General features: G+C 62.4%; 27 protein-coding genes, 4 pseudogenes and 1 riboswitch. Of the genes and pseudogenes, 20 read left to right on the top strand and 11 right to left on the bottom strand.

What is annotated here, in order from left to right:
- Positions 1 to 199 precede the first annotated feature (199 nt).
- From ACOYO3_RS01540 to ACOYO3_RS01525, 4 genes are read left to right on the top strand one after another with little or no spacing between them, the layout of a single operon-like run.
- Entirely contained in the window at positions 200 to 1,234 is a 1,035-nt protein-coding gene (locus ACOYO3_RS01540; protein WP_002524454.1) for a bifunctional metallophosphatase/5'-nucleotidase, read from the top strand.
- Between the two features lie 33 nt (positions 1,235 to 1,267).
- Positions 1,268 to 1,603, top strand: coding sequence for a 5'-nucleotidase C-terminal domain-containing protein (locus tag ACOYO3_RS01535; protein WP_002516250.1), 336 nt, complete (start codon positions 1,268 to 1,270; stop codon positions 1,601 to 1,603).
- A complete protein-coding gene (locus ACOYO3_RS01530; RefSeq protein WP_325176427.1) occupies positions 1,585 to 1,914 on the top strand; it encodes a hypothetical protein in 330 nt (109 codons plus the stop codon). Before ACOYO3_RS01535 ends, ACOYO3_RS01530 begins: the two co-directional genes overlap by 19 nt.
- Complete coding sequence (locus ACOYO3_RS01525) at positions 1,887 to 2,261, top strand: hypothetical protein (RefSeq protein WP_002518216.1); 375 nt, start codon at positions 1,887 to 1,889, stop codon at positions 2,259 to 2,261. The genes ACOYO3_RS01530 and ACOYO3_RS01525 overlap by 28 nt, the downstream gene beginning before the upstream one ends.
- 213 nt (positions 2,262 to 2,474) lie before the next feature.
- Here ACOYO3_RS01525 and ACOYO3_RS01520 read toward each other — a convergent pair whose 3' ends face one another.
- Both ACOYO3_RS01520 and ACOYO3_RS01515 read right to left on the bottom strand, forming a co-directional pair.
- Positions 2,475 to 2,723 carry an ABC transporter ATP-binding protein gene (locus ACOYO3_RS01520; RefSeq protein ID WP_002516278.1) on the bottom strand — a complete coding sequence of 83 codons (249 nt, stop codon included), beginning with the start codon at positions 2,721 to 2,723 and terminating at the stop codon, positions 2,475 to 2,477.
- 243 nt (positions 2,724 to 2,966) lie between these two features.
- Positions 2,967 to 3,242, bottom strand: a complete 276-nt coding sequence (locus ACOYO3_RS01515) for an ABC transporter ATP-binding protein (protein ID WP_002514526.1) — start codon at positions 3,240 to 3,242, stop codon at positions 2,967 to 2,969.
- On the opposite strand from ACOYO3_RS01515, the gene ACOYO3_RS01510 reads away from it, so the two are divergent.
- Positions 3,224 to 3,472 carry a hypothetical protein gene (locus tag ACOYO3_RS01510; protein WP_002524180.1) on the top strand — a complete coding sequence of 83 codons (249 nt, stop codon included), beginning with the start codon at positions 3,224 to 3,226 and terminating at the stop codon, positions 3,470 to 3,472. The genes ACOYO3_RS01515 and ACOYO3_RS01510 overlap by 19 nt on opposite strands.
- Positions 3,473 to 3,518: 46 nt before the next feature.
- Here the strand turns inward: ACOYO3_RS01510 and ACOYO3_RS01505 are convergent, their stop codons facing one another.
- From ACOYO3_RS01505 to ACOYO3_RS01495, 3 genes and pseudogenes are all read right to left on the bottom strand, one after another.
- Positions 3,519 to 3,815 carry a WYL domain-containing protein gene (locus tag ACOYO3_RS01505; protein WP_002514528.1) on the bottom strand — a complete coding sequence of 99 codons (297 nt, stop codon included), beginning with the start codon at positions 3,813 to 3,815 and terminating at the stop codon, positions 3,519 to 3,521.
- Positions 3,816 to 3,993: 178 nt separating this feature from the next.
- Positions 3,994 to 4,170: pseudogene (locus tag ACOYO3_RS01500) on the bottom strand (hypothetical protein); the annotation flags it as partial.
- Positions 4,167 to 4,496 carry an HTH domain-containing protein gene (locus tag ACOYO3_RS01495; protein WP_002519691.1) on the bottom strand — a complete coding sequence of 110 codons (330 nt, stop codon included), beginning with the start codon at positions 4,494 to 4,496 and terminating at the stop codon, positions 4,167 to 4,169. The gene ACOYO3_RS01495 and the pseudogene ACOYO3_RS01500, both read right to left, overlap by 4 nt.
- A 65-nt stretch (positions 4,497 to 4,561) precedes the next feature.
- On the opposite strand from ACOYO3_RS01495, the gene ACOYO3_RS01490 reads away from it, so the two are divergent.
- Entirely contained in the window at positions 4,562 to 4,924 is a 363-nt protein-coding gene (locus tag ACOYO3_RS01490) for a VOC family protein (RefSeq protein WP_002520721.1), read from the top strand.
- A 36-nt stretch (positions 4,925 to 4,960) separates the two neighbouring features.
- Positions 4,961 to 5,281: pseudogene (locus tag ACOYO3_RS01485) on the top strand (integrase core domain-containing protein); the annotation flags it as partial.
- Between the two features lie 177 nt (positions 5,282 to 5,458).
- Here ACOYO3_RS01485 and ACOYO3_RS01480 read toward each other — a convergent pair.
- Positions 5,459 to 6,478: an esterase/lipase family protein gene (locus tag ACOYO3_RS01480; RefSeq protein WP_427305721.1), complete on the bottom strand. Its 1,020-nt coding sequence runs from the start codon at positions 6,476 to 6,478 to the stop codon at positions 5,459 to 5,461.
- 593 nt (positions 6,479 to 7,071) lie between these two features.
- Between ACOYO3_RS01480 and ACOYO3_RS01475 the strand changes: the two genes are divergently transcribed.
- Positions 7,072 to 8,574, top strand: coding sequence for a cellulase family glycosylhydrolase (locus ACOYO3_RS01475; RefSeq protein ID WP_002516234.1), 1,503 nt, complete (start codon positions 7,072 to 7,074; stop codon positions 8,572 to 8,574).
- Between the two features lie 367 nt (positions 8,575 to 8,941).
- On the opposite strand, the gene ACOYO3_RS01470 is transcribed toward ACOYO3_RS01475, so the two are convergent.
- Both ACOYO3_RS01470 and ACOYO3_RS01465 read right to left on the bottom strand, forming a co-directional pair.
- The gene (locus tag ACOYO3_RS01470; protein WP_370530981.1) at positions 8,942 to 9,310 is read right to left on the bottom strand and encodes a hypothetical protein; all 369 of its coding nucleotides are present in this window, start codon (positions 9,308 to 9,310) and stop codon (positions 8,942 to 8,944) included.
- A pseudogene (locus ACOYO3_RS01465) lies at positions 9,284 to 9,478 on the bottom strand (cellulase family glycosylhydrolase); the annotation flags it as partial. The gene ACOYO3_RS01470 and the pseudogene ACOYO3_RS01465, both read right to left, overlap by 27 nt.
- 170 nt (positions 9,479 to 9,648) lie before the next feature.
- Between ACOYO3_RS01465 and ACOYO3_RS01460 the strand changes: the two are divergent.
- Positions 9,649 to 10,464, top strand: coding sequence for a CAMP factor family pore-forming toxin (locus ACOYO3_RS01460; protein ID WP_002516212.1), 816 nt, complete (start codon positions 9,649 to 9,651; stop codon positions 10,462 to 10,464).
- Positions 10,465 to 10,620: 156 nt separating this feature from the next.
- On the opposite strand, the gene ACOYO3_RS01455 is transcribed toward ACOYO3_RS01460, so the two are convergent.
- Together ACOYO3_RS01455 and ACOYO3_RS01450 are read right to left on the bottom strand one after the other, a co-directional pair.
- A complete protein-coding gene (locus ACOYO3_RS01455; RefSeq protein ID WP_002514536.1) occupies positions 10,621 to 10,914 on the bottom strand; it encodes a hypothetical protein in 294 nt (97 codons plus the stop codon).
- Positions 10,915 to 10,950: 36 nt separating this feature from the next.
- Positions 10,951 to 11,157, bottom strand: a complete 207-nt coding sequence (locus tag ACOYO3_RS01450; RefSeq protein WP_002519513.1) for a hypothetical protein — start codon at positions 11,155 to 11,157, stop codon at positions 10,951 to 10,953.
- A 46-nt stretch (positions 11,158 to 11,203) separates the two neighbouring features.
- Here ACOYO3_RS01450 and ACOYO3_RS01445 point away from each other — a divergent pair, with 46 nt between their 5' ends.
- From ACOYO3_RS01445 to ACOYO3_RS01425, 5 genes and pseudogenes are all read left to right on the top strand, one after another.
- Positions 11,204 to 11,647, top strand: a complete 444-nt coding sequence (locus ACOYO3_RS01445; protein WP_254926927.1) for a low molecular weight protein-tyrosine-phosphatase — start codon at positions 11,204 to 11,206, stop codon at positions 11,645 to 11,647.
- A gap of 63 nt (positions 11,648 to 11,710) precedes the next feature.
- On the top strand, positions 11,711 to 12,805 hold the full coding sequence (locus ACOYO3_RS01440; protein ID WP_002524458.1) for a cyanophycinase: 1,095 nt from the start codon (positions 11,711 to 11,713) through the stop codon (positions 12,803 to 12,805).
- A 2-nt stretch (positions 12,806 to 12,807) separates the two neighbouring features.
- The gene (locus ACOYO3_RS01435) at positions 12,808 to 13,500 is read left to right on the top strand and encodes a response regulator transcription factor (RefSeq protein WP_269146799.1); all 693 of its coding nucleotides are present in this window, start codon (positions 12,808 to 12,810) and stop codon (positions 13,498 to 13,500) included.
- Positions 13,501 to 13,550: 50 nt separating this feature from the next.
- Complete coding sequence (locus ACOYO3_RS01430) at positions 13,551 to 14,927, top strand: sensor histidine kinase (RefSeq protein ID WP_002519694.1); 1,377 nt, start codon at positions 13,551 to 13,553, stop codon at positions 14,925 to 14,927.
- A gap of 101 nt (positions 14,928 to 15,028) precedes the next feature.
- Positions 15,029 to 15,993 (top strand): annotated as a pseudogene (locus tag ACOYO3_RS01425) (isoaspartyl peptidase/L-asparaginase family protein).
- Between the two features lie 6 nt (positions 15,994 to 15,999).
- On the opposite strand, the gene idi reads toward ACOYO3_RS01425, so the two are convergent.
- On the bottom strand, positions 16,000 to 16,599 hold the full coding sequence (gene idi, locus ACOYO3_RS01420; protein WP_002516279.1) for an isopentenyl-diphosphate Delta-isomerase: 600 nt from the start codon (positions 16,597 to 16,599) through the stop codon (positions 16,000 to 16,002).
- 133 nt (positions 16,600 to 16,732) lie between these two features.
- Here idi and ACOYO3_RS01415 point away from each other — a divergent pair, with 133 nt between their 5' ends.
- The 6 genes from ACOYO3_RS01415 (at position 16,733) to ACOYO3_RS01390 (ending at position 24,130) form a co-directional block, all read left to right on the top strand.
- A complete protein-coding gene (locus ACOYO3_RS01415; RefSeq protein ID WP_002516302.1) occupies positions 16,733 to 17,926 on the top strand; it encodes a MarP family serine protease in 1,194 nt (397 codons plus the stop codon).
- A gap of 213 nt (positions 17,927 to 18,139) precedes the next feature.
- Entirely contained in the window at positions 18,140 to 18,418 is a 279-nt protein-coding gene (locus ACOYO3_RS01410; RefSeq protein WP_002535539.1) for a YciI family protein, read from the top strand.
- 52 nt (positions 18,419 to 18,470) lie between these two features.
- On the top strand, positions 18,471 to 19,571 hold the full coding sequence (locus tag ACOYO3_RS01405; protein ID WP_002516312.1) for an NADH:flavin oxidoreductase/NADH oxidase: 1,101 nt from the start codon (positions 18,471 to 18,473) through the stop codon (positions 19,569 to 19,571).
- Positions 19,572 to 19,661: 90 nt separating this feature from the next.
- Positions 19,662 to 19,871 (top strand): hypothetical protein, encoded by a 210-nt coding sequence (locus ACOYO3_RS01400; RefSeq protein ID WP_002522591.1) that lies wholly within the window; start codon positions 19,662 to 19,664, stop codon positions 19,869 to 19,871.
- A 6-nt stretch (positions 19,872 to 19,877) separates the two neighbouring features.
- Complete coding sequence (locus tag ACOYO3_RS01395; RefSeq protein WP_002518193.1) at positions 19,878 to 21,110, top strand: MFS transporter; 1,233 nt, start codon at positions 19,878 to 19,880, stop codon at positions 21,108 to 21,110.
- Between the two features lie 137 nt (positions 21,111 to 21,247).
- Positions 21,248 to 21,447, top strand: a riboswitch (cobalamin riboswitch).
- Positions 21,448 to 21,559: 112 nt separating this feature from the next.
- A complete protein-coding gene (locus ACOYO3_RS01390) occupies positions 21,560 to 24,130 on the top strand; it encodes a ribonucleoside-diphosphate reductase subunit alpha (RefSeq protein WP_002518197.1) in 2,571 nt (856 codons plus the stop codon).
- Positions 24,131 to 24,160 lie beyond the last annotated feature (30 nt).

Raw genomic sequence — 24,160 nt, 5'->3', positions numbered from 1 at the left:
CTTTGGCCGCTTTCAGGTCAAGGTGCCGACACAGCGAATTCCTGGCGGTGAAGTTCGCCAGAACCATTGCCAGGACGGCCAAAAATAGGCGAAGCTAGCCTTGTACGCTTTTGGGCACACAGCATCATTCGGACGAATCCAGGGGGAGCCCATGAATCACCGACGCAGGGCTCGCATTATCGGCCTATCGGTACTGTGTATGGCCGCGGGCAGCTTCGTTGCCAAGCCTGATTTCGCAGCACCGAGCACGAGTGGCACCTCGTCCGCGCCGGTCGCGTCGTGCAATGGCGACAAGAACGTCGACATTTTCAACTTCAACGACTTTCACGGCCGTATCGCTACCGGAGCCAACCTCTTCACCCCTGTCGTCGAGGCCCGCAACGCCAACGGAGCCGACAAGGTCCTGCTGCTCGACGCTGGCGACAATGTTGGTGGATCGACCTTCGAGTCTGGCTCCCTCAACGACGAGCCCACCATCGACGTGCTCAACGCCGCTGGTGTCGACGCCAATGCCGTCGGCAACCACGAGTTCGACAAGGGCTGGAAGGACCTAGCCGAGCGCATCGTGCCTCATCTCAACAGCCCCTACCTCGGCGCCAACGTCTACGAAAAGGGCACCACGAAAGTGGCGGCTCCCCTCAAAGCGTCGACGATCATTGTCAAGGATGGGGTGCGCATCGGTGTCGTCGGCGCTGTCACCCACGACCTGCCCTCCTTGGTCTCCCCTGCCGGCATTTCCAACCTCACCATTGGTGATCCGGTTAAGGCTGTGAATGCCGAGGCCAAGCGTCTCAAAAGCGAGGGCCTGGCCGACGTCGTCGTTGCCGAATACCACGAAGGCGCTGCCGACGGTTCCGGGGATGCCGCCAGCCAGGGCGGCAACTTCGCACCGGTCTACGCTGACACGTCCACCGATGTTGACGTCGTCTTCAACGGCCACACTCACCAGGTGTACTCGTGGAAGGACAAGGCCGGCGCCCCGCTCCTGCAGGCCGGCTCCTACGGCCAGCACCTGGCCAAGGTGAACGTGGCGTGGAATTCACAGCAGAAGAAACTGTGCTCTACCGGCGCCTCATTCATTGACCCGGCCACAACCCCGGCTGACGACCCAACGATCGCCAAGATTTCTTCGATCTACGACGACGCCAAGGCCAAGTCGGACAAGGCTGGCACTACCGTCATTGGGCATGAAACCGCACCGATCACCACGCCGTCGAACACATCCGATCAGTAGTTCGGCGCCGAGGTCCGCGACCGTGAATCGACGATGACCAATATGGTCGCCGACATGTTCAAGGACACCTTGGGCAAAGACGACCCGAACTTCATCGGCCTACAAAACCCCGGTGGAACCCGCGCCTCTCTGCTCGACAAGGACATCACCTACAAGCAGGCAGCCCAGGTACTCCCCTTCGCTAACACGTTGACGACCACCAGAATCACCGGCGCCCAGTTCAAGAAGGTGCTTGAGCAGCAGTGGCAACGCGCCGGGACGGCGAGGTCCCGTCACGTCCATACCTGCAGCTCGGCGTGTCCTCGAACGTCACCTACACCTACGATGAGTCCCGCAAGGAGGGCGAACGCATCACCTCCGTGTGGGTGAACGGCAAGCCGATCGACCCCAAAGGCACTTACTCCGTGGGTTCCGGTTCCTTCCTAATCGCCGGTAGAGACAATTTCACGGAGCTAGCCAAGGGTTCTAAACCCGTCGATAGCGGCAAGATTAACCTATCCGCTTGGGTGGATTGGATCAAGGCCCGCAAGACCCTTAAGCCAGACTTCGCCAAACGCGCTGTCTCCCTGACAACCTCGCTCCACGAGGGCACGTCCAGGGACACCACCTTCACCCTCGGTAAACCTGCCGATAAGGCTGTTGCCCCGACACCGTGGATTTCACCTCCAAGGATGCTGTAGTCAACACGATCATGAAGGCCCAGATCGTCCAGGACGACAAGACCGTCGACGTCGCCACCACTCCGGTTAAGGACGGCTGGTCCTCCGTGTCCGTCAAAGTACCGACCGCCAAGGGGCTGGTCAGCGGTGAGGCCACCACCGTTTTCACCTTCCCGGATTCCGGCACCACGGTGCGCTTCGCCGCCAAGCTGTCAGTACCGTCCGGCGATCATCCTGGTGGCGCTGTGATCCCGGCCCCGAAACCGGGCCAGTCTGGCACCCCGGGCCACGACGTCAATCTAGGAACCCCCGGATCTGACAAAGGCTCCAGCAACGGCAAACCCGGCCTGCCGAAAACTGGTGTCTGATCCGAGGATCGACACAACCTCATACTGAAAAACTCTGGCCTGAGGGGGTCCCGGGCCAGGGTTCTTGTGTGTCTGAGTTGGGGCAGCAAAGAGATGAAGTCTGCCGACGTGGTGGAAATGCCGGTCATGACCGTGAGTGCTGCCAATTGTCGCAGCAACAACCACCATTAGAATCGCGATTACCGCACCACGTGATGGTGGCGAGGACGGTATTCAATCCCGCCTCCGGGATTCAGGGTGTGCCTCGGATACGTCGCCGTCAGGCAGGTGACTCCTACCAGGCTTGTGAAGCCCGACATAGCGTCCTCCCTGGGCCTCCAGCTCGGCCGGGGATCCGTTCTCCAGGATCTGGCTGTGTTCCAGCACGAGCACCCAATCGGCAATCTCCACCGTCGACAGACGATGGGTAATGATGACGGCGGTCCGGTCGGCAGGGATCGTCCCCAAAGCCCGCTGCACCAAACGCTCCGAGGGAGCGTACAGGGACGAGGATGCCGACTGGAAGGTGTGTAGCTCGAAGAACTGACGAGGGTACAGCAGGAAGGTCGTCAGGACACCGACCGTCGTTCATCTGCGCAAGGCGAAGTAGCCGCCGGTGAGCAGCATGAGGCCGACGGTGATGTTGCCGATCAAGGTGATGCCCGGCATGAAGATCACGAAGAGCCGCATCGCCCGGACACTGATGCCGCGACACCGGTCAGCCAGCTAGGTGAAGATCTCCTGATTACGCGGCTCGCGATAGTAGGCCTGGACCGCCTCGATGCCGGTCATCGTCTCGGAGAGCTGGATGATGACCTGGGCCGAGGCGTTGCGGACCTTGCGGAATGTGCGGCTCGACTCCGCCGAAAACCACTTCACCAGCGGTGAGACGAAGAACAGCGACGCCAGCAGATGAGGCCCAGTCGCCAGTCCATGACAAGCAGCAGCATGGCACCGGTGGCGATGGGGTGAGGACGGCGGACATGCGGCCGTCGGACCCATGCCCCATAAGCTCGGCGATGCGCTGGTCCTCTGCTGCGCGCTTCTCCTCGGCGGTGGACATCTCGAAAGTGCTGTCGCGTTCAGCCTTCCCGTCGGTCGCGATCAACCTCCTCTCCCGGATTCTCCACGGACTCGCCGGACATCCCCCTGCTCAGCGTCGTAGGCGCTCAGCAGCTCTCGGTACTCCGGGACTGTCGCCAAGAGCTCCGAGTGCGTGCCGACGCGGATGATCGTCCCTTCCTGCGGCAAGGCGACCAACGAGGCGCCTGAGATGTACTAACCGGAGACGTTAGTTGAGCTGTTTGTCGAGTGAGCTCGCATGATCTGGGCGGCGAGGTCGTGGAACTGTTCGACCGCTTCAGCTGGGTTCAGAATGCGGATGTGGTCGCCGAGATAGAGGAGCTGTCGCACCGATTCGACATCGGGGTAGCGGACAGTGATCAGAGTCCACGCATCCTCGGTATAGGTGACGTTGGCCATGCGGGTTCCGAGAATTCGTTGGGCCAGGTCCAGGCGGGTTGAGCGCAGCAGCGCATGCACCTCGACGCCGGGGGTCGGCTCGAAGCTGGTCACCAGGTCGTGCCATACCGACCGCAGGTCTTAGTCTGGTCGGAGCACCGCGACATCCGTGAGGGGATCGCGCTCTTCGATACGGCTGGTGTTGAACATGCGGGGGGTGCCCATCGACGTCGGCCACGAGATACCAGGAGCCAGCCTTGTTCACGAGCCCGTACGGGTCCGCGGTGAGCCATTGCCCGCTGGTTTCTCCGCTCCGTCGGTAGCACAGGCGGATGCGACGTCGCTCTCTCGCTGCGGTCAGCAGGCCGAGTTCCTTTCCGGTCGTGAACCACCCTGATGGGTCGATGAGGAGTACCTCGGACAGGGGCGGGGTACCAAGCACCTGTCCTCGCGTGGCGACGGCCGTCATTTTCTCCTGGGCGCTGGCGTGGACTGCCTGCAGCCCGACCTGCTCAAGAAGGTCGGCGTCCAGCCCCGCGACAGTGAGCAGCTGAAGCTCTCCCGGATCGAGACGAGCGACGTCCAGCCGAGCCCGGCCGTCCAGCACGATCGCGCCACCGTGTGAATCGGAACGCCCGCAACTGGCAATGCTTCGACGTCACGCAGGATCGTGCGCGGTGAAATCTCGAATCGTCGGGTCAATTCTTGGCTCGTCATCCGCTCATGGGTCTGTAGGAGCAGCAGGATCGACAACAGCCTCGAGGACTTCATGGCCCCGATCCTCGCAGAAAACATGACATGAGTTGTCCTGTTTTGGTGATCGGCTAGTGCCAAATGATCCACTGACCCGAGAGACACCCATGTCGGCACCCAACCTGTTCCTGACCTACGTCAGCGACGCCAAACGGTCCACCGCCTTCTACAGCGACTTGTTCGACATCGAGCCCAACTTCACCAGCCCGCGCTACGTCGCCTTCGAGGTGACACCCGGGGTGCTGTTCGCCATCTGGACCGGGCAAAGGGGACACCACCCGCGACACGCCCCGCACGAGCGAGATCGGACTCATGGTCCCCGGTCGTCCGCGGCGGTCGATGACGCCTACCGAGAGGGGGTCGCGAAGGGCGTACACGTCATCGAGGAACCGCACGACGACGTGTTCGGCCGCACCTTCGTGATCGCCAACCCCGACGGCAACCTCATCCGGGTCAGCCCCGTCGACTGACCCGACAACCGATCCCCACGTGGCGGCGAGCACCAGCGCGGCGTCACCGTGGAGCGGGTCCTGTCCGACAACGGCGGCGTCTACCGCTCACACCTGTGGCGCAACACCTGCAACGAGCTCGGCATCAAGCACAAGCGCACCCGCCCGTACCGGCCGCAGACCAACAGCAAGATCGAACTGTTCCACCGCACCCTGGCCGACGGCTGGGCCTACGCCCGCTGCTACATCTCCGAGGCGGAGCGCCGTGGCAAGCTCGGCGACTGGCTGCACTACTACAACCACCACCGGCCCCACCCGGCCTGCGGGAACCAGCCGCCCTTCTCACGATTGACCAACATCCCCGGTCAGTTCACTTAGAGGTGAACGTACAGGTAGTCACCCACGCAGACGACGTGCCCACCACGACCTAACCCTGATGGACGACATGGCAGCGCCGCCCGGCACAAGGCAGGGACCGAGCTACTGTTCGTTGTCACCACAGTCGTGGTTGGTGGCCACGCCGCACGGCGCTGGAGAACCCTGACCTGCCACAGTTCATGCAGCATCCGTGGTGGATACGGGCAGAACCCGGGGCCGCCACGTGCAGGAGATCTCTCGTGGGTGGTTCGGATCGAGGGCGTTGAGCACCATCTGGTAGGCGACGGGATCATAGGGTAGGCGGCCGTGGCCATAGGCATCCAGAGGGCAGGCGTCCTGCACGGTCATGTTCTTGGCGCCCTTGAGAAAGGCTTGCGTGTAGGGCGTGACCGTCGTGTCGAGCCGGGTGGAGATGACGGTGTAGGCGATACCCGGGACGGTGTCGCCGTCACGGTAAACCTGTTGCATCAACGCTGATCCCTTGAGCTGCTGGCCGTAGGCCTCCATGTTGTGGTCGTAGCTCCACGTGCTAAGGAAATCCTTCACAGCCTCGGGCAGGCCGTCGACAAGCTTGTAGAGACCGACGGCGGTGGTGCCGTGGTTGGCGGCCACCAGTCCGATCAGCTTGTCGACCTTGGACGCTCCGCCATACATCTTGATGTAGGCGTTCGGCAGGATGCCGCCACCCTGCGAATGTCCGACGACGTCGACCTTCTCAGAGCCCGTCGCTTTCCGGACCCGATCCACAAAGGCACCCAGCGCCTGCGCGGAGGCGCGCACGTCACCGGTGAAGCCCCAGCCCTCGTCGAGGATCCCCGCGGGGACATTGGTGGTGAAGGTGTAGACACAGTACCCCTCATGGGCCAGATGGGGTCCGTAGAAGGACCATGTGGCGAACGCATTGCCGCCAGTACCGGGAATCAGGATGACCGGTCGGTCGCCGGGCTTGACCTTGCAGGAGAAGTCGTTCACACCCCGCGGCGCCACACCCAGGTGCTTCTCGCTGTAGGAACGCGCCATCGACGACGTATGGAATTCCGGCCCGACGCCGTTACCGGGAATACCGTCGGGGCTGTGGGCTGCCTGGACCAAGGGATGGATATCCCCCGGCGAAGTAACAGCCTGCGCAGTCGGCGCGGCAGCCATCAGGACGGCCACACTCGCGGCCATGACGGCGAATCGTGCGTTGATCTTCATCAGTGACTCCTCAGCGGAACACGGGGCGAATTTCGTGAATCATATTGATTCAATTCGAAAAGGGTAGCCTACAAAAATTTCATCTCAAGGGGTAGCCTAAACGATACATCACATTGAGAATTCTCCTAACTCGGTCAGTGAGGTCAACGCCCCTAAGGTAACCCCCGAGAGATTCCATACGACTTGGCGGTGGGGATCAGCGGGGGCGCAACTCCCCGTAGGGTGTCCTGCTGCTTGCCCTCGGCGTTCCACGATATGACCTGCGGCAAGCCCCTTGGCCTTCTAGCCAGACAGGCGCCATACTAAGGCCAACTGAAGCTATCCACACAACCCAACCCCAGCTTAAGGCTCCATGCAAGAAATAATAACCGCACAACTGTGAACGAAAGTTATCTGATATGACCGAACGCTATACTTTCGTGAGCCCGCCGGTCATGCTAATTTCGCGGCTACTTGGCGCGCTATAGCTCCGTGTATCACGCTCGTCACCCCACCGAAGAGCCCTCTTCATATATGCTGGTACCTCGCCAGTCATCTCCAGCCCGATTCATCCTGGCGGCTGTTGGTAGTTGACATTAGAAGAAGGAATTGCCATGCGTCGAAAGTCTGCCCTCGGATTTGTAGCTTTGTCCCTGTTCGCCACAGGGATGGGCGTTGCCACAGCAGTGCCGGCAACTGCCTCGCCGGAGGATACGGCAGCGCCAGTTCGCGTCGACGCTTCACGGTGGACCACCCAGGGGCGTTGGGTGACCGACGCCCAGCACCGCGTGGTCATCACGCAGGGGATCAACGAGGTCGCCAAGAGCGCCCCCTACGCCCCCGATGCCGTCGGTTTCGGTGAAGACGACGCAGCCTTCCTCGAGGCGCAGGGGTTCACCAGCGTCCGGCTGGGGGTGCTGTGGGCCGGCGTCGAGCCTCGGCCGGGCGTCTACGACGACGCTTACCTGGCCCGGGTCGAACGCACCGTGCGGATCCTCAACGCCCACGGCATCGCCAGTGTCCTCGACTTCCATCAGGACATGGTCAACGAGAAGTATCAGGGGGAGGGGTGGCCTGCCTGGGCCGCGCTCGACCACGGCATGCCCAACATCGTCAAGACGGGCTTCCCCGGCAACTATTTCCTCAACGAGGCCGTCAAATACTCCTTCGACTCCTTCTACGACAACGCCAAGGCCTCCGACGGCATCGGTGTTGCCGACCACTACGCCAGCGCCTGGCGACATGTGGCCGAGCATTTCCGAAACGTGCCCGGCGTGCAGGGCTACGACCTGTTCAACGAGCCGTTCCCGGGCCACCGCTACACGCGGTGCCTCACGCAGCTCGGTTGCCGCGCTGCTGACGCGCGACTGTCGGCCGTCCAGCAGAAGACTGTCGACGCGATCCGCTCGGTCGACAAGGCCACCACTGTCTGGTACGAGCCGATGCAGTTCTTCAACATAGGTGTCGGGACCAACGTCCGGCTCACGGGATCCAACCTGGGGTTGAGCTTCCACGACTACTGCACCAGCCAGGCCACCCTCCACTCCTATGTCGGATGCACTGCGCCCGACAACCGGGTCTTCACTAACGCAGAGAAGCATTCACGTCAGACCGGGTCGGGGCTGATGCTCACCGAGTTCGGCGCCATCACGACCCCCGCGGTGATCACGTCCCAGATGGACCTGGCAGCTCGCAACCGGGTCGGCGTCCAGTGGTGGGCCTACACTGCCGGTGATCCCACCACAGCCGGCCCGGGCACCGAGCAAGCCCTCGTCGACGACCCAGCTCGGCCACCCCAGGGGACCAACGTCGAAAGCGCCAAGCTGGCGCTGATCGCCGTTCCCCACCCGGACCGTGTCGCGGGCACCCCATCCGCGTACCACCACGACCGGTCCCGACGCGTGTTCACCATGACCTGGACCGCCCAGCGGCCCGACGGGTCGAGCGCGGAGGAGTCGGACGAGACGACTGTGGTGGTCCCTGCCATCTCAGCGCCCCACGGGTACGACGTGCAGGCGTCCGGCGCCCACGTCACCTCCCACCCAGGCGACCGGGTGGCGCGGTTGCACCTCAACCAAGGCAGTACCACGGCGAAGGTCACGATCACCCTGCGCTAACCCTTCAAGCGTCTTCAGCACCGACCTATAAGTCTCCCAGACACTTTTACGACCGGCCCTCCCCCTTGGGGTGGGCCGGTCCTTTTCGTGTCGTGGGATGCACCTGGCAGCACCACCTCCGGCCCCCATGGAGAACAGTAGGTATCCTCGCAGGGTACTACGGCCAAGGCATATTTGACGTTCCACGCTTGCCACTGCCGTCTTAGGGCCATACTGCCGCCACGCAGCTGAGACGGTGACCAATCGGGTAAGGTGACTGGTTGCCGTAGCCCATGTGAGGCCGGTGATAGTTGTAGTGGCGTGCTCAGCCCCCTGAACTCACCCCGCCGTTCAGCCTCAGAGGTGTAGCAAGCGGACGTAAGCTCAGCTAATCGGTCAAGGCGTGGTGGAATCTCTCGGTCTTCCCATTGACATATACGCGATATATCCGAGTCCACTGGCGTGTGATACCCAGTATCAGCGCCACGAGGACGGTCAGCCACTCCAACGTCACCTGCAGCGCGTGGGCATGGGGAGTGAGCAGGGCGTTGAAACGCACGACCACCACAGCGAGGGAAACTGCCAGAATGAGGAATAGGCACGACGCCGCTACCCCGCCGACGAGAGTCAGCACGTTTGAGGCAGTGAGCAGGTATAACCCCATGGCAGATACAACTCCCGCAGTCGGCAGGTTCGTGACCGTGGGAGGTTTCGCGGACGGGGTGCCCGCGACACGGTCCGGGCGGGGAACGGCGATCAGCGCCAGCTTGACGCCTTCGACGTTAATCCCCTCTGTGATGACCACGCGGCGCTGTACGTCGGTCACCCAGCGTCACTGAGTGGTCCACCGTGAAGCGACAACGCAAACCGGCGCTGCCGTATCCGCCGGCGAGGCAGTTGCCGGTGTTGCTGCGGCAATGCCCATACCTGTGGCGAACAACAAATCCGAGGAATGAGTAGAGCTTCCGGTCAGATTGAATAACTTTCGTTCACAATCGTGGCGGGGAGGTTAGTAAGGGGTTCTGACGAGAGAAGGACTTTGATAGTCACTGATCGGCCCCAATGGCTGTTCCACATCCCTCGAGGAGGATTCCCATGAAGCGTTCGGCTCTTATCATCCCGATTTTGACCGGGGCAGTGCTTGCACCGGTGGCGCCCGCGGTCGCCGTGGCGGCGCCAGCTCCGGTGAGCCAGTCTGCTGCGCGCCAGCATGCCCAGGTCGACGCCGAGCAGGCACTCGCGCAGGTCAATGCCCGCATCGCCGAGCTGCATAAGATGCCCCAGGCGCAGGTTCCCGCAAGCGAGGCTCCGAAGGTCAACTACGGCGAGGAGATCCGCAAGCTCCTCGACACGGCCTTCGAACTGCGCACCGCGATCGAGTCGATCATTGCCGGCAAGGTGCCGCCGGTGGATCTGTCCACCATCCCGGCTCGTGTCGACCTGCTGACCACCAGCGTGAAGACCATCCAGCAGGCCAACCATAACCTGGTCAACAAGGTGGAGGCTGCTCACGTCGAGCTGGGCTTCTCAATCACACGCGCCCTGATCCGCACGATCAACCCAACCAGCACCGCAGCGCAGTTGGCCGAGAGCAAGGCCGACGTGCTGTCCACGTACGCGAAGGTCGCGGCCTACCGCGACCTCAAGCCCACCGACGCGGCGACCGTGTACGTCAAGAACGGCCTCAACACGAAGATCTGGCAGACACGGATCAACCGTGACAAGTACCTCCTCGGCAAGAACGCAGAGGGGTACAAAGCGATCAACAAGGCACTCACCCACGCAACCGGTGTGTGGTTCAATCCCGCCACCACCGTCAAGCAGGTCGACGACGAGGTGAAGGCTCTGGACCTCGCTTTCCAGGCCACTCTGGACCGGGGGCCGGCTGATGGGAAGCTGCGTACCAACTGACCCACCCTCCCGGGACTTCCGTAGAAGGAGACTGGCTCGCCTTGCCCGTGAGCCCGGTCTTCTTCTCCCCTATTGACGTGTCGTCCAGGGCTTGGTCCGCGACGGATTCGCCCCACGGGTCGTCCACTTGGTGGATCATTTGTGGCACACGAGAGTTCACAGCCGTGACCGTTCAGGAACGGTCACGGCTGTGAACGCGTCCAATCGGTGCAGCGTCGAGAGGCGTTCGGCGTCGTTGCCCAGAAGGGTTCGGGCGGTATTGGTTGTCGTGGTGGAGCCAGAGTCCAGCACGCTGCGTCGTTCGGTTTCCGAGGTGTAGCAGCGGGCGTTGACGAAGTGGCCACTGGCAGTGGCTTGGCGGGTGACGTCGAGTGCTCCGGTGCGCCAGGGTGCCGCGGTGTCTAAGCCAAGTTGCGTGGCCCAGTCCTGGGAGGTGACCCCAACGGGCATGGCCAGCTGAACCCCTCGTTCGCGGTCGGTCGTGACTCAGGATCTCGTGGTTTGAGGATATTGCAGGTGGGAGTATATCGGTCTGGGATTCAAGTCTCCGTCATCCAAAGCTGCCCAAAAATCTCGCTGTTGACGTTCGCATCGCCGAATCGGGGCATCTCCTGGCAGCTCCGTGTAGTTCGCCGCGAGTATGAACCCCGGCAAGAGCCTCCCCACACCAGGCAGACTGGACCCACCGACCATGGAAGGAACCCCTGTGAGCAACCAGAACACATCCTCCGTCATCTTCGTGTGCTGGGGAAACATCTGTCGTTCCCCGATGGCTGAATTCGTCGCCAGGAAGGTCTTCGCCAACGAAGGCCTGGACGCTCGCATCACCAGCGCCGGTGTCAGCGATGAGGAACACGGCGGCCCGATGGATTCGCGAGCCAGGTCCGTCCTGAAGTCCCACGGATACCCCTGCTCGGGCCACAATGCTCACCAGATCGACGGGTCCGAGATCATGTCCGCCGACCTCGTCATAGCCGCCGAGCCACGCCACATCCAGATGATGAAGCGAATGGCCCCCGACGCCGACAACCTCCGTCTCATCCGCGACTACGACCCCAACTGCACCCCTGGCACCTCCCTGCCGGACCCCTGGTATGGCTCGGCCGACGGGTTCGAGGACACCCTCGACGCCATCGAGGCCGCAATGCCCGGAATCGTTGACGAGGTCCGCTCACTGGCCTGACCAGTTCCCCGCCATGGCGCTGGTCCCCCGAGACCAATCGTTGCGGCACTATAGGCTGTTCCCATGAGCTTGTTCTTGGTCGGCGGAGGATACGACGACTCACTGGTGGAGGTCTATGACGAGTTCGTCTCCCAGGCCCGCCATCACAATGCTGATGCTCCGATTGCGCTGGTCGTGGCCGGTCCGCCCTCCGAGTCCGCCGACCACGCCGCCGAACTGACGCGGATCGTCACCTCCCGGTGGGTTGACGCGAACATCCTCACCATCCACCTCGACGGCCCGGGTACCGCCCCGACGGTGGGCGACCCGGCCACCCCGCTGTGGGCCGAGGACGAGTCCTTCCAGCTCCCCGACAATCTCGACGCCCTTGCCGGCATCATCGTCGACGGCGGTGCCGTCCCCAGTTACATCAACGGTCTTGCACCGGCCGCCGAGCAGCTCTCGATGCTGGTGCGCGGCGGTGCTCCCTGGCTCGGCTTCTCGGCCGGTGCGATGGCCCCGTGCGTCACCGCTCTGGCAGGGGGCTGGAAATTGCAGGGACGCCAGGTCGGCCAGCAGACAGGTGCTGAGGGCTTCGACGAGGTCACCTTCGTCGAGGGCCTTGGCCTGGTCAGCCTGACCATCTCCACCCACAACGACACCCTTTCCGGCGACGGCCTCATCATCTCGAACGTCGAGTCCGGCCTGCTTTCCAGTGCCGTTGCCGTCGACGAGGCCACCTGCCTGCGCATCGACGCCTCGACCGGCCACACCGAGGTGATGGGACGTGGCCTGGTTCGCTGGTTCACCCGCGAGGTCAACGGAGTTCTCGTCCGCTCCCAGCGCTCCGTCACCCCGGAAACGGCTCCAGCCCCGCACAAGCCCCGCTTCGACGGTCTGGCAAAGGTGGCGGCGGCGACCCGTGCCGCCCACGACAAGGAGGAGCGCGCGAAGGCAGCCCGGCAGCGTGCCGAGGAGAGACGTCGCGCGCGGAAGTCCAAGTCTGCTGATGACGAGACCAAGACCTCCGAGGGCTCCGCCACCCCCGAGGACGCACCTGCCTCCGCAGCCAACCCCCAGGCTGCCGCGGATCCGACCCCGACGGCAGGCCCCGAACCCGATCCCCTCTCGGATGCCGATCCCACCGCACAGCCCCCGACGGAGGACGTCAAGCCATGAGCATGCACATTCTTGTCGTTGACGATGATCGCGCGGTACGAGAATCCCTCGCCCGATCCCTGCAGTACAGCGGCTACGAGGTCGATAGCGCAGCCGACGGCGTCGAGGCTCTCGCCCATCTATCCGGAACTCACCCCGACGCCGTCATTATGGACGTCATGATGCCGCGTCTAGATGGCTTGGAAGCCACCCGGATGCTGCGCAGCAATGGCAACGACGTCCCGATCCTCGTCCTCACCGCCCGCGATGCTGTCGACGATCGCGTTGACGGCCTCGACGCTGGCGCCGATGACTACATGGTCAAGCCCTTCGCCCTCGACGAACTCCTCGCTCGCCTACGCGCCCTCACTCGTCGTTCCCGTCCCGAGCCAGAGCAAAACGAGGCCCCTGAACAACTCTCCTTCGCTGACCTCACCCTTGATCCAGGCACCCGCGAGATCACCCGCGGGAACCGTCGCATCAGTTTGACGCGTACCGAATTCGCCCTACTAGCCGTTTTCCTACAAAACCCAGAAAAAGTGCTGGAGCGATGGTGGCTGCTACATGAGGTGTGGGGATTCGACTTCCCGACCACCGCGAATTCCCTTGAGGTGTACATCGGATATTTGCGCCGCAAGACCGAGCACGATGGTGAGCCGCGTCTCATCCACACCGTTCGCGGCGTCGGGTACGTGCTGCGGGAAGCAAATTCGTGATCCGTCGCTGGTGGCGGAGGCTGCTCGATTGGCGTCCGCGCCCCCTGCGTATGACCATGGGACGCCGGGTCAGCCTCCTAGTATCGACGTCCGTTGTCGTCGCGGTCGCTTTGACCTCCTTGTCGGCGCGGCTCATGACTCGCATCTCGCTGTATAGCGAGCTGGACGAACAGCTCACCCGAATGGCGACCACCATCTCGCCAAGTGTCGCCGCCGATCCTCAAAACCTCGGTGGTTTGGAAGCCAGCTCGTTGGCAGCCACCAACACCACCCTCATCCTGGTACGCGCCGACGGCCAAGTCACCACAGCCCCTGGAACTGAGGTCACCGTCACCGCGGGACCTCAAGAGCTAGCAGTCGCCCGCACCGGGATCGGGGTTAAAGCACACACCGTCATTGACTCCCGCGGTGTTCCGGTGCGTATCGTCGCGGTCCCCTTCACCTCAGATGGCGTCCACTACGCTCTCGTCACAGGCCAAGACCTCACCGGGACCAGGGCCACCCTAGGGTCACTATGGATCGTCCTCGTAGGCACCGGATTCGTCGGCATCGTGCTCACCGCCATCGCTGGATACGTGGCAGGCAACTCTGCGACTAGCCCTTTGCGCGACCTCTCGCGAGCTGTTCATCACGTCACCACCACCGAAGACCTGACACCCATCCAGGTCCACTCCCATGATGAGCTAGGCGATCTTGCCGTGTCGTTCAACCACATGCTGTCCTCGTTGTCGAACTCCCGGGAGCGTCAGAAGCAGCTCATCGCTGACGCCTCCCACGAACTACGAACCCCACTGACCTCGATGCGCACCAACGTCGAGCTGCTGATGGCCGATCAGAAGAGCCACATGCTCCCGGAGGAAGCACGCGGAGAGATCCTTGACGACGTCGCCGCCCAGCTCGGTGAGTTCTCCAGCCTCATTGGCGACCTCGTCCAGCTCTCGCGCGAGGACGCCCCTCCCCCGCGCCCGGAGTACTTCGACTTGTCAGATGCGGTATCCAAAGCGGTCGAGAGGGGACGACGACGCGGCCCGAACCTGGAATTCGACGTCCACCTGGAGTCCCATTTGGTGCTTGGTGACGAGGCCACCCTGGAGCGGGCTGTCACCAACCTGCTCGATAATGCGGTGAAGTTCTCCCCCGCCGGTGGAACTGTAACGGTGTCTATGGAGGGCGACACCGTCGTCGTCAGTGACGAAGGACCTGGCATCGCGGAGGCCGATCTGCCTTATATCTTCGATCGGTTTTACCGCTCTGATCGCGCCCGCAACACCCCCGGAACCGGCCTCGGCCTGTCAATTGTGGCTCATACCGTCACTAGCCATCAGGGTTGGATCAAAGCGTCGCGGGCCCCAAGCGGTGGCGCCATGTTCACGATATACTTGCCGCGAGCAGAACCTCCGGTTGAGGAACCCACGGTATCCTCATGATTGCGACCGCAGTTAGCGAGTTATCCACAGGAGACCGGTGGAAAACCGGCCCCGCTGGGGAAAACACATCAATGTCGTTCCCACAGGCGGGGTAAGAACCAATGGACAAACCCTTAATGACATCAACCCGTAACCAGCCTTACGATCCTGTTATGACCAGTCACGTCGTCGATCAGCCCGGCCCTACCCTCGTCATTCACGGTGGGGCCGGAAACGTCCCGTCACGTACTGGAGAGGAAGCCGAGAAGTTTCGTCGCTCCTTGCGTCAGGCCTTTGCAGCCGGGCAGCGAGCCCTCGACGTAAGTGCTTGTGACGCCGTCATCGCAGCCGTTACGGCGATGGAGGACGATCCACTGTTCAACGCCGGGCGAGGTGGGGTTCTCACCGCAAACGGAACCGTCGAAACCGACGCCGCCGTCATGACTGGAGACGGACACGCCGGGGCGGTGTGCTGCTCACGTCACGCCCGCAACCCGATTCAACTGGCGCATAAAGCTCTGAGGATTCACCCCATGTGCTGCTGTGTGACCCGCCCGAACGGGTCTGTCAAGACTGGGGTCTTGAGATCGCGCCGCCGGAGTACTTCGTCACCCAAGCGCGCCGCGAGCAGTTAGAGCAGGTGCTAGCCAGACGACAGCACGCCCCGAAACACGGCACCGTCGGGGCGGTTGCCCGAGATCGTTATGGACACCTAGCTGCGGCCACCTCAACCGGTGGGATCGTCGCTTCGTCGCAGGGACGCATCGGGGACTCTCCGGTCATCGGGGCCGGCACTTTCGCGCGCGACGGAGTCGTGGCAGTCTCCTGCACCGGCGATGGTGAGGCCTTCCTCCAAGGGGTAGTAGCTCATGAGGTTGACGCGCAGATGAGACTGGCAGGACAACCCGTCGACCGGGCAGCTCTGGGAGCCCTCACCGACGAGGTCTCATCGCGCCTCACTGGCCACGCCCCAGCAACCGATGGCCTCATCGCCGTCGACTCTTGTGAACAATTGGTAATCTGCCACATGTCAGCGTCGATGCTGGCTGCATGGCCAGACCACGGCGAGGTTCTCACCTCGGTGTAGTGAAGGTCAGCGCACCACGGGAAGATCGGGCCCAAACTCCAGCATCTGTTCGACGGCCCAGGGACTCAGCAGGGCCGGCATTGACCGGGCCAAGCCATACATGTCCTGCCAACCAACCCAGGCTACCTCCTCCACCTCGTCAGGGTCTGGGTTAAGTTCGACGAGCTCCTCTGGCAGGGACAATCGGGCAACAACAACCGGACAGAACTCGTCCTCCACGATGCCCCCGGAGTCGGTGGCGCGATAGGAGAAATCTGGTAGCACGACGCGCATCCGACGCGGATCAAGGTCGAGTCCGAGTTCCTGGTGAGTACGACGCACGGCGGCGTCAATAATCGTCTCCCCTACACGTGGATGCCCACAACAGGTGTTGGTCCACACCCCTGGCCACGCCACCTTCGTCAAAGCGCGCCGGGTCACAAGTACCCGACCGCCTACGTCAAGAACGTGACACGAGAAGGCGAGATGCCTAGGGGTATGTTGACTGTGGACGGTCGCCCGGGGAGCGGTTCCAATGTGGTTGCCGTCATCGTCAAGCAGGATAACGAAATCGTCATAACCGGAATCCGCGCTCGTCCCCACGTTCTCGCCATCATGATGACTCATGACGTCAAGTTACCAATAACCGCGAGTCCCGCGAAGTCGAATACGCTGTCGCTTGACGATATTGGCCCAATGTCGCCTCCTAGGCACGATTGAGACGCTGCTGATCCGTCCACCCACCCCTGATGGGAGAGCCATGGCGCACATCCTCGACATCACCCTCGCGGTGATCCTCATCCTCCGCGCCCTGCGCGGATGGACCCGAGGAGCAATTTCTGGGATCGCCAGCCTCATCGGCTTGATTGGCGGAGTCTGGGTAGGGCTGTGGGCGTCGGGAGACATCGTGTCCCGGATCACCAACAACTCATCGTCCTGGCTTGCTACCGGACCACTACGCTTTGGCGTCGTCCTCGTCATCGTCGAAGTCATCCATGGCCTCTGTAATGGGCTCGCCCGCCGCATATGCCACGCCTCTGAGACAGCAGGGTTAGGGGCCCTTGACCGGATTGGCGGCGCATTGCTGTCTGCGACCGCCACGGCCTTGGTAGTGGCGGTGGGGGCAACGGCGTTGGCCCCACTTCTGCCTCCCCAATGGACTCAGGCTATTGACGAATCAGCCGTCATCAACACCACCAACCGCGCAATTCCACCCCAAATCAATCACGAAGCGGCACGGCTTATCGGCCAGATGGCCGATACCTTCCCGAAGGTCTTTACCGGTCAGGACCCTCGTCTGCCCGGAGATGCCCCCGACGACTCCGCCGCCAATAGCCCTGGAGTACGACAAGCGGCGAGATCCATCGTCAAAGTGAGATCACTGTCGCATCAATGTGACCGGGCCTCGGAGGGCACCGGATGGGTCAGCTCACCGCACCGCGTCGTCACCAACGCCCATGTGGTCGCCGGATCTGACACAGTGACGGTGCAGGTTGGAGGCCAAGGCGCCCGCCTGCGAGCGCGTGTCGTCGCCTACGACCCCGACCTCGACCTTGCCGTGCTCGCTGTTCCTAAACTTAAGGCTCCTGCCCTAACAATGACCTCATCGGTAGACGCCGGGGACTCGACGGTCATCGCCGGATTCCCGCTGGACGGACCGTACACAGTCAACGCTGCGCGAGTGCGCGGGGCAATAACGGCTCGTGGCGAGAACATTTACGGTGACGACGATGTCGTCCGCGAGATCCTGTCTTTGCGCGGCACCGTGCAACCGGGCAACTCAGGCGGTCCATTACTGACCACCGACGGAAAGGTAGCGGGCACGATCTTCGCCAGGTCCACCTCGCAACCGCAAGCCGGCTACGCCCTCACCAACCGAGAAACCCGGCAGCTCATCAGGTCTGGTACGTATGGCTCCACCCCGGCATCGACCGGACGTTGCAGTGTCGCCTGAATCCGGAAAACCTTGGCCACCCAACCAACCAGGCGCCCCTTAGCGCTGCGCACATTTGCGGCTATCATCAACCCAAAACAACTCTGACAAGGTCTTTCGCACGTGTGGCAATCGGGTTCACGACTGCTGGCCATGCGGCACGCGATGGCAACCCATTTCAGAGGCAACATGTCCACCACGACATGGTCCTCGGACGCGATTAAGATGCCCTGCATGGCTGTTTTCATTGTCGAAACCCATTACGATCCCGCCCATTCCGAGGAGCGCATGGCTGCGCGCCCGGCCCATCTGGAGAACCTTGACGTCATGCGCGAGCGTGGCCAGCTCGCCAATGCCGGCCCGTTAGCCGACGGAAGCGGGGCGGTGCTCATCTATACCGTGCCTGACCGTGACGTCCTCAACCACTTACTGGAGGCCGACCCCTATCCCAAGACGGCCGTCCAAGTGACCTCCGTTCGCGAGTGGAAGCCGAATTACCACCATCACGTCTGAGGCCGGCGGCAGCAGAGGGCTCGGGGGTTGAAACACGTGATGTTATGGAGTCATGACGTCACCGCTCCTGTTCCAACCCCTCACCCTTCGTGGATTGACGGTTCGCAACCGCGCCTGGCTGCCGCCGATGTGCCAATATGCCGTGGATTCTCAAGACGGAATTCCCAGCACCTGGCACCTCATCCACTATGGATCTTTCGCTGTGGGAGGCTTCGGCCTCATCGTCGCAGAGGCCACTGCGGTCAGCCCTGAAGGCCGCATCAGCCCTTGTGACACCGGGTTGTGGAATGACGCCCAGGTGGCAGCGTGGCGCACCATCACTGACGCTGTCCACGAGCTTGGCGGCACGATTGCTGTCCAGTTGGGCCACGCCGGCCGGAAAGCCTCCACAGAGAAATGGTGGCCGGGTTTCCATGGCGGGGTGGTTCCTCCCGAAAAGGGCGGCTGGATTCCTGTCGGTCCAACTGCCGCACCCGCCGATGGCAAGCAGTACGCCGGGTCGCCCGTCACCGCCCTTAACGAGGACGGCATCTCGAAGATTATTGACGACTTCCGGACTGCGGCATCGCGTGCCGTGGTAGCCGGATTCGACGCTGTCGAGATTCATAGCGCCCACGGCTACTTGCTACATCAGTTTTATTCGCCGCTGTCCAACACCCGCACTGACGGTTGGGGAAGCGATTATGACGGACGAGTCCGTCTGCCGTTGGCGGTCGCTGACGCGGTGCGTGGGGCTATTCCCGACGACATGCCTCTGCTGGCCCGCCTCTCGGTCACTGACTGGCGTGACGATGGCTGGTCAGTCGAGGACTCGATCGAGCTGTCGCGTCGATTCGCCTTGGCTGGCGTCGACCTTGTGGATGCCTCCTCAGGTGGTAATTCGTCAGCCCCCATCCCGGTAGCCCCGGGATACCAGGCCGATTTAGCGGCTCGGGTGCGCGCCGAGGCGGATGTTCCCACCGCCACGGTCGGGATGATCTGGACCGGCGAATTAGCCGAGGATCTACTCAACAAGGGGTGTGCCGACGCCGTCATGGTTGGCCGGGCAGCCCTGCGTGACACCAACTGGCCACTGCGCGCCGCCCACGAACTTGGCGTCCCCAACGAGGAGGCCCCGTGGCACCCGGCGCGATTCCGCGGCGCCTGGCGGTGACAGTCGGTTTCACCACCACGGTCGGCCGCGCGTGGCTGAGAATTAGTTCGTCACGTGACCCCAGGCACACGTACAGTGCTCGAATCGGCGATGTCGATGACGACTCCACGCCGATTGGCCGTGTCCGTCGGGACCTACCGCAATCGCCACGCCCGACGAGTTGATGCGGTCCCGCCAATGCCGGGGGACGAGATGTCAGACGCACAGAGCACCAGGTCAGCATCAGTACGCAGCGAATCGGACGTGTACCGCGCAGTATGGAACACCGTCAAGGGGTCGATGGGCAACCTCGTCGAGTAGTTCGACGTGTACACGTACACGACGTTCGCAGCCTATTTCGAGGACCAGTTCTTCTCGCCTGACGACCCGCACAAGAGCATCTACATCTACGCGATTTTCTGGGCGACCTTCATCATGAGGCCGTTCGGATCGTGGTTCTTCGGTCGCTGGGCCGACCGTCACGGACGTCGGTCCGCCCTCATCATGGCAGTGACAATCATGGCCGTCGGCTCCCTCGTCATCTCCGTGTTGCCCACCCGAGGCACCATCGGAGTGGGGGCCCCGATCCTGTTGCTCATCTGTCGTATCGTGCAAGGATTCGCCACAGGAGGTGAGTACGGCACCTCGGCCACCTACATGTCAGAAGCCTCCACCAAGGGACACCGCGGTTTCTTCTCCTCGTTCCAGTACTTCACCCTCGTGGGTGGTTTAGTGACAGCCCAGGCCGTCCTACTCCTGCTGTCCTCCCTCATGAGTGAGGCCACGATCCATGCCTGGGGATGGCGCATCCCATTCTTCATCGGTGGCGTCGCAGCGCTCATCGTTTTCTTCATGCAGAAGACGATGGATGAATCGCTGAGTACCGAACATCTTAAATCCGTGCGGTCGGGTGAGGACAGCTCGTCAGGAAGTCTGAAAGAGCTCTTTGGAAACCATCTCGGTAACTTCCTCCTGGCTTTTACCATCGCCAGCGGCGGTACCCTGTGCTTCTACGTCTACACCGTCAATGCACCGAATATCGTCCATTCGACTTTCAGCAGCACTCCGATGGCGGCAACCGCAGTCAACCTCATCGCCCTATTCATCCTCATGCTCGGGCAACCGCTGGGAGGCCTCATCGGTGACCGGATCGGACGCAAACCGGTGTTGCTCTTCTTTGCCGCCGGTGGAGTCGTTTATACCTGGGTTCTCGTGACCTGTCTGTCGCATGCCCGCAAGCCCGTAACTGCATTCCTCATGCTGCTCATGGGCTATATCTTCCTTACCGGATATACCTCGATCTCCGCAGTTGTGAAGTCCGACCTTTTCCCAACCGATGTCAGGGCGCTGGGTGTTGGGATGGCCCATGGTTTCGCGAATTCCCTGTTCGGCGGCACGGCTCCACTCATTTACGTGTGGGCGAAACAGGGTGACGCGATCCCCGCCTTCATCGGGTATGTGACGGCGCTGTCCGCGGTCACCTTACTTACGATCCTCTTCGGGCTGACCACACGGACTGCGTCACACCTGGATGCGCCGACGAAGGGTGGGCACGACTAACAAAGCGGCAGTTACTCGCCCCGGTACGCGGTGATTTCTCCAACGTTTCAGGCGGTCGAACACGATGCTACGAAGCCAAACTGCCGACGGCAAGGCCCGGGAATATCCTCCGTTGACTCCCCTTGCTCGCCCTTCATATAGTGACGAATGCACGTGGTTCCCGTGTTCGCACGGGCCAAGAGGGAATCCGGTGTGAATCCGGAGCTGCCCCGCAGCGGTATATGAGAACGACCGCCGTCATGACGCACTGTGCTTTGGCATGGGAAGCGACGGCTAGTAGGAGTCCGATCAGGACGAGCTCATGAGCCCGAAGACCTGCCAGGTGTGGTCCCGCAACCGCGGGGCCCGGTTCGCGATCTCGCGGGAAGTATCGCAGCGTTCAGGGGGACCACTGTCCCTGCCGCATTCCGCCCGGTCGCGTGCCCACGGCATCGCACGGAGGAATTGCAATGAGCGCCGACCCCATTTCGACCATCCGCGTCCGCAAGCGTGACGGGTCTTTAGCCCCCTACGACGGCAACGAAGTCGCTGCCTCGATCATGGACTCGGCCCGCGGCCTTGACGACGCCGTCGCCCGGGCAACCCTGCTGCAGGCAGAGGTGGAGATCACCCTCTTTGACGGGATGACCACCGACGCCCTCGACGAAGCCGTCATTCAGGTGGCCCTAGGCAACGCTAAGGACGATCCAGCCTTTGACACTATCGCCAGCCGGATCGCCGTCAAGAAGCTCTACAAAGAGGTCTTTGGCGACACCCATGACGATCTAGGTGACGTCGACCCCGAGAGGGTGCAGGATCTGCACCGCAACTATTTCCCGCGCACGATCGCCAAGCTTGTCGCCGATGGTCACCTTGACGAGCGTCTGGGACGAGATTTCGACCTCGAGACGCTTGCAGCTGCCCTCGACCCCACTCGTGACGACCTCATCGGGTTCATGGGCGTGCGCACCATGATCAACCGTTATCTCTTGCGCACTCCCGATAAGCAGGCTTTGGAGGTACCGCAGTACTTCTGGATGCGCGTCGCGATGGGGCTGAGCCTCACTGAGGACGATCCCACTTCCTCGGCGCTGGCCCTTTACGACTCCATGAGCAACCTGCGCCACCTGGCCGCTGGATCCACCCTTGTCAATGCGGGGACGCCATCGGCTCAGCTATCTAACTGCTTCGTCATGCGCACTGAGGACAATCTGGAGCACATCGCCCAGACGATCCGCGACGTCATGTGGATCACCAAGGGCACCGGCGGCATTGGGTTGTCGATGTCGGATCTTCGCTGCGAGGGATCCCCGATCCGCTCAGATAACACTGCATCAACTGGGCCGATCCCCTTCATACACACCTTTGACTCCACACTGCGTGCGGTCTCTCGGGGAGGCAAGAAGCTCGGCGCCTTGTGCTTCTACCTGGAGAACTGGCACATGGACTTCCCGCAGTTCCTCGACCTGCGGCAGAACTCCGGTGACCCGTACCGACGCACCCGCACCGCCGACACTGCGGTGTGGATCTCCGACGAGTTCATGAAGCGTGTCGCCAAAGACGAGGACTGGTACCTCTTCGATCCCGCCGAAACCCCGGATCTCACCGAGATTACCGGATCAGACTTCTCCAAGCGTTACGCCCAGTATGTCGAGCAGGCGGAAGCTGGCAAGATCAAGCGCTTTCGGCGCACTACTGCCCGCGAGCAATTCCGAGCCATCTTGGTGAGCCTACAGACGACGTCGCACCCATGGCTGACGTGGAAAGATAGCATCAATACTCGCGCGTTGAACAGCAATACCGGGACGATCCACTCGTCAAACCTATGCACCGAAATCTGCCTGCCACAGGACCGCGACCACACCGCGGTGTGCAACCTCGCCTCGGTGAACTTGGCGGCGCACCTCGCCGGCCCGCGTGGCAAGCGTCGTCTGGATTGGGACCAGTTGGCCGCCACCACCCGGCTGGCGGTACGTCATCTCGACAACCTTGTCGACATCACCGCCTCTGCAGTACCACAGGCTCAGCGCTCCAACGAGGAAAACCGCGCAATTGGTCTAGGCGTCATGGGTCTGACGGATATGCTCGAGCAGATTCGAGTCCCCTACGACTCCCCGGATGCGTGCGAGATCGTCGACCGGGTCGTTGAGTTCATCAGTTGGCACGCTATCGACACCTCGGCCGACCTGGCCGCCGAACGTGGGGCGTACCCAATGTTCGAAGGGTCGGGGTGGTCACGCGGGATGGTTCCCGTGGACACTTTGGCCGTCCTCGAGCGCGACCGTGGCATCCCTGTCGACGTCGACCGGACGACGCGGATGGACTGGGACGCGCTGCGCGCCAAGGTGCGCACTGGGATGCGCAATGCCACCTTGATGGCGATCGCTCCGACGGCGTCGATCGGCCTCATCGCGGGCACAACGCCCGGCCTGGATCCGCAGTTCTCCCAGATGTTCTCCCGAACCACCTCGGCCGGGAAGTTCCTCGAGGTTAATCGCAATCTCGTGGCGGACCTCAAGGATCTGGGCCTGTGGGAGACGATCCGCGAGGAATTGCTGCGTCGTCAGGGTGATCCCAGCGAGATTGAGGCAATTCCGGCGCCCTTGCGTCGTCTTTACCGCACCTCCTTCACCCTGGACCCGATGGCCTACCTCAACGTGGCCGCTCGGGCGCAGAAGTGGGTGGATCAGGCCATTAGCCGCAACATCTACCTGGCCTCGCGGTCGGTCGGTGACATGGAGGACCTCTACACCGCAGCTTGGCGAATGGGTGTCAAAACGACGTACTACCTGCACATGCTGCCTCGCCACACCGCCGAGCAGTCGACGGTGGCCGTTAATAAGGCCGCCGGGCGTCGGAACGGCCCACGTCGCGGATTCGCCACTGCGGTGCGTCGGGCCTCAGGTGCCGCGACGATCAGGAAACCGGTTACCGAAACGCTCAATGCGAGCGTGGAGCCCGTCGTCTCCCTCGACCTTATCGACGGCGCCTCCTGCCCTGTTGACCCCCAGGAGCGCCAACAGTGCGAGTCCTGCCAGTGATTGACCATACTGCCCGCTGAAAGCGAGAAC

This window comes from Cutibacterium sp. KBN10P07758, assembly GCF_050286205.1.
Taxonomy (GTDB): domain Bacteria; phylum Actinomycetota; class Actinomycetes; order Propionibacteriales; family Propionibacteriaceae; genus Cutibacterium; species Cutibacterium acnes.
This window is presented reverse-complemented; position numbering and strand designations above follow the sequence as displayed.

What these genes read in the sequence shown, in the direction of transcription:
- ACOYO3_RS01540 (WP_002524454.1), top strand. Translation starts at nt 200, where the DNA reads ATGGCCGCGGGCAGCTTCGTTGCCAAGCCTGATTTCGCAGCACCGAGC.
- ACOYO3_RS01535 (WP_002516250.1), top strand. Translation starts at nt 1,268, where the DNA reads ATGACCAATATGGTCGCCGACATGTTCAAGGACACCTTGGGCAAAGAC.
- ACOYO3_RS01510 (WP_002524180.1), top strand. Translation starts at nt 3,224, where the DNA reads ATGCGGCCGTCGGACCCATGCCCCATAAGCTCGGCGATGCGCTGGTCC.
- ACOYO3_RS01515 (WP_002514526.1), bottom strand. Translation starts at nt 3,242, where the DNA reads ATGGGTCCGACGGCCGCATGTCCGCCGTCCTCACCCCATCGCCACCGG.
- ACOYO3_RS01495 (WP_002519691.1), bottom strand. Translation starts at nt 4,496, where the DNA reads ATGTTTTCTGCGAGGATCGGGGCCATGAAGTCCTCGAGGCTGTTGTCG.
- ACOYO3_RS01490 (WP_002520721.1), top strand. Translation starts at nt 4,562, where the DNA reads ATGTCGGCACCCAACCTGTTCCTGACCTACGTCAGCGACGCCAAACGG.
- ACOYO3_RS01480 (WP_427305721.1), bottom strand. Translation starts at nt 6,478, where the DNA reads ATGAAGATCAACGCACGATTCGCCGTCATGGCCGCGAGTGTGGCCGTC.
- ACOYO3_RS01475 (WP_002516234.1), top strand. Translation starts at nt 7,072, where the DNA reads ATGCGTCGAAAGTCTGCCCTCGGATTTGTAGCTTTGTCCCTGTTCGCC.
- ACOYO3_RS01460 (WP_002516212.1), top strand. Translation starts at nt 9,649, where the DNA reads ATGAAGCGTTCGGCTCTTATCATCCCGATTTTGACCGGGGCAGTGCTT.
- ACOYO3_RS01455 (WP_002514536.1), bottom strand. Translation starts at nt 10,914, where the DNA reads ATGCCCGTTGGGGTCACCTCCCAGGACTGGGCCACGCAACTTGGCTTA.
- ACOYO3_RS01450 (WP_002519513.1), bottom strand. Translation starts at nt 11,157, where the DNA reads ATGGTCGGTGGGTCCAGTCTGCCTGGTGTGGGGAGGCTCTTGCCGGGG.
- ACOYO3_RS01440 (WP_002524458.1), top strand. Translation starts at nt 11,711, where the DNA reads ATGAGCTTGTTCTTGGTCGGCGGAGGATACGACGACTCACTGGTGGAG.
- ACOYO3_RS01435 (WP_269146799.1), top strand. Translation starts at nt 12,808, where the DNA reads ATGCACATTCTTGTCGTTGACGATGATCGCGCGGTACGAGAATCCCTC.
- ACOYO3_RS01430 (WP_002519694.1), top strand. Translation starts at nt 13,551, where the DNA reads ATGACCATGGGACGCCGGGTCAGCCTCCTAGTATCGACGTCCGTTGTC.
- idi (WP_002516279.1), bottom strand. Translation starts at nt 16,599, where the DNA reads ATGAGTCATCATGATGGCGAGAACGTGGGGACGAGCGCGGATTCCGGT.
- ACOYO3_RS01415 (WP_002516302.1), top strand. Translation starts at nt 16,733, where the DNA reads ATGGCGCACATCCTCGACATCACCCTCGCGGTGATCCTCATCCTCCGC.
- ACOYO3_RS01410 (WP_002535539.1), top strand. Translation starts at nt 18,140, where the DNA reads ATGGCTGTTTTCATTGTCGAAACCCATTACGATCCCGCCCATTCCGAG.
- ACOYO3_RS01405 (WP_002516312.1), top strand. Translation starts at nt 18,471, where the DNA reads ATGACGTCACCGCTCCTGTTCCAACCCCTCACCCTTCGTGGATTGACG.
- ACOYO3_RS01400 (WP_002522591.1), top strand. Translation starts at nt 19,662, where the DNA reads ATGTCGATGACGACTCCACGCCGATTGGCCGTGTCCGTCGGGACCTAC.
- ACOYO3_RS01390 (WP_002518197.1), top strand. Translation starts at nt 21,560, where the DNA reads ATGAGCGCCGACCCCATTTCGACCATCCGCGTCCGCAAGCGTGACGGG.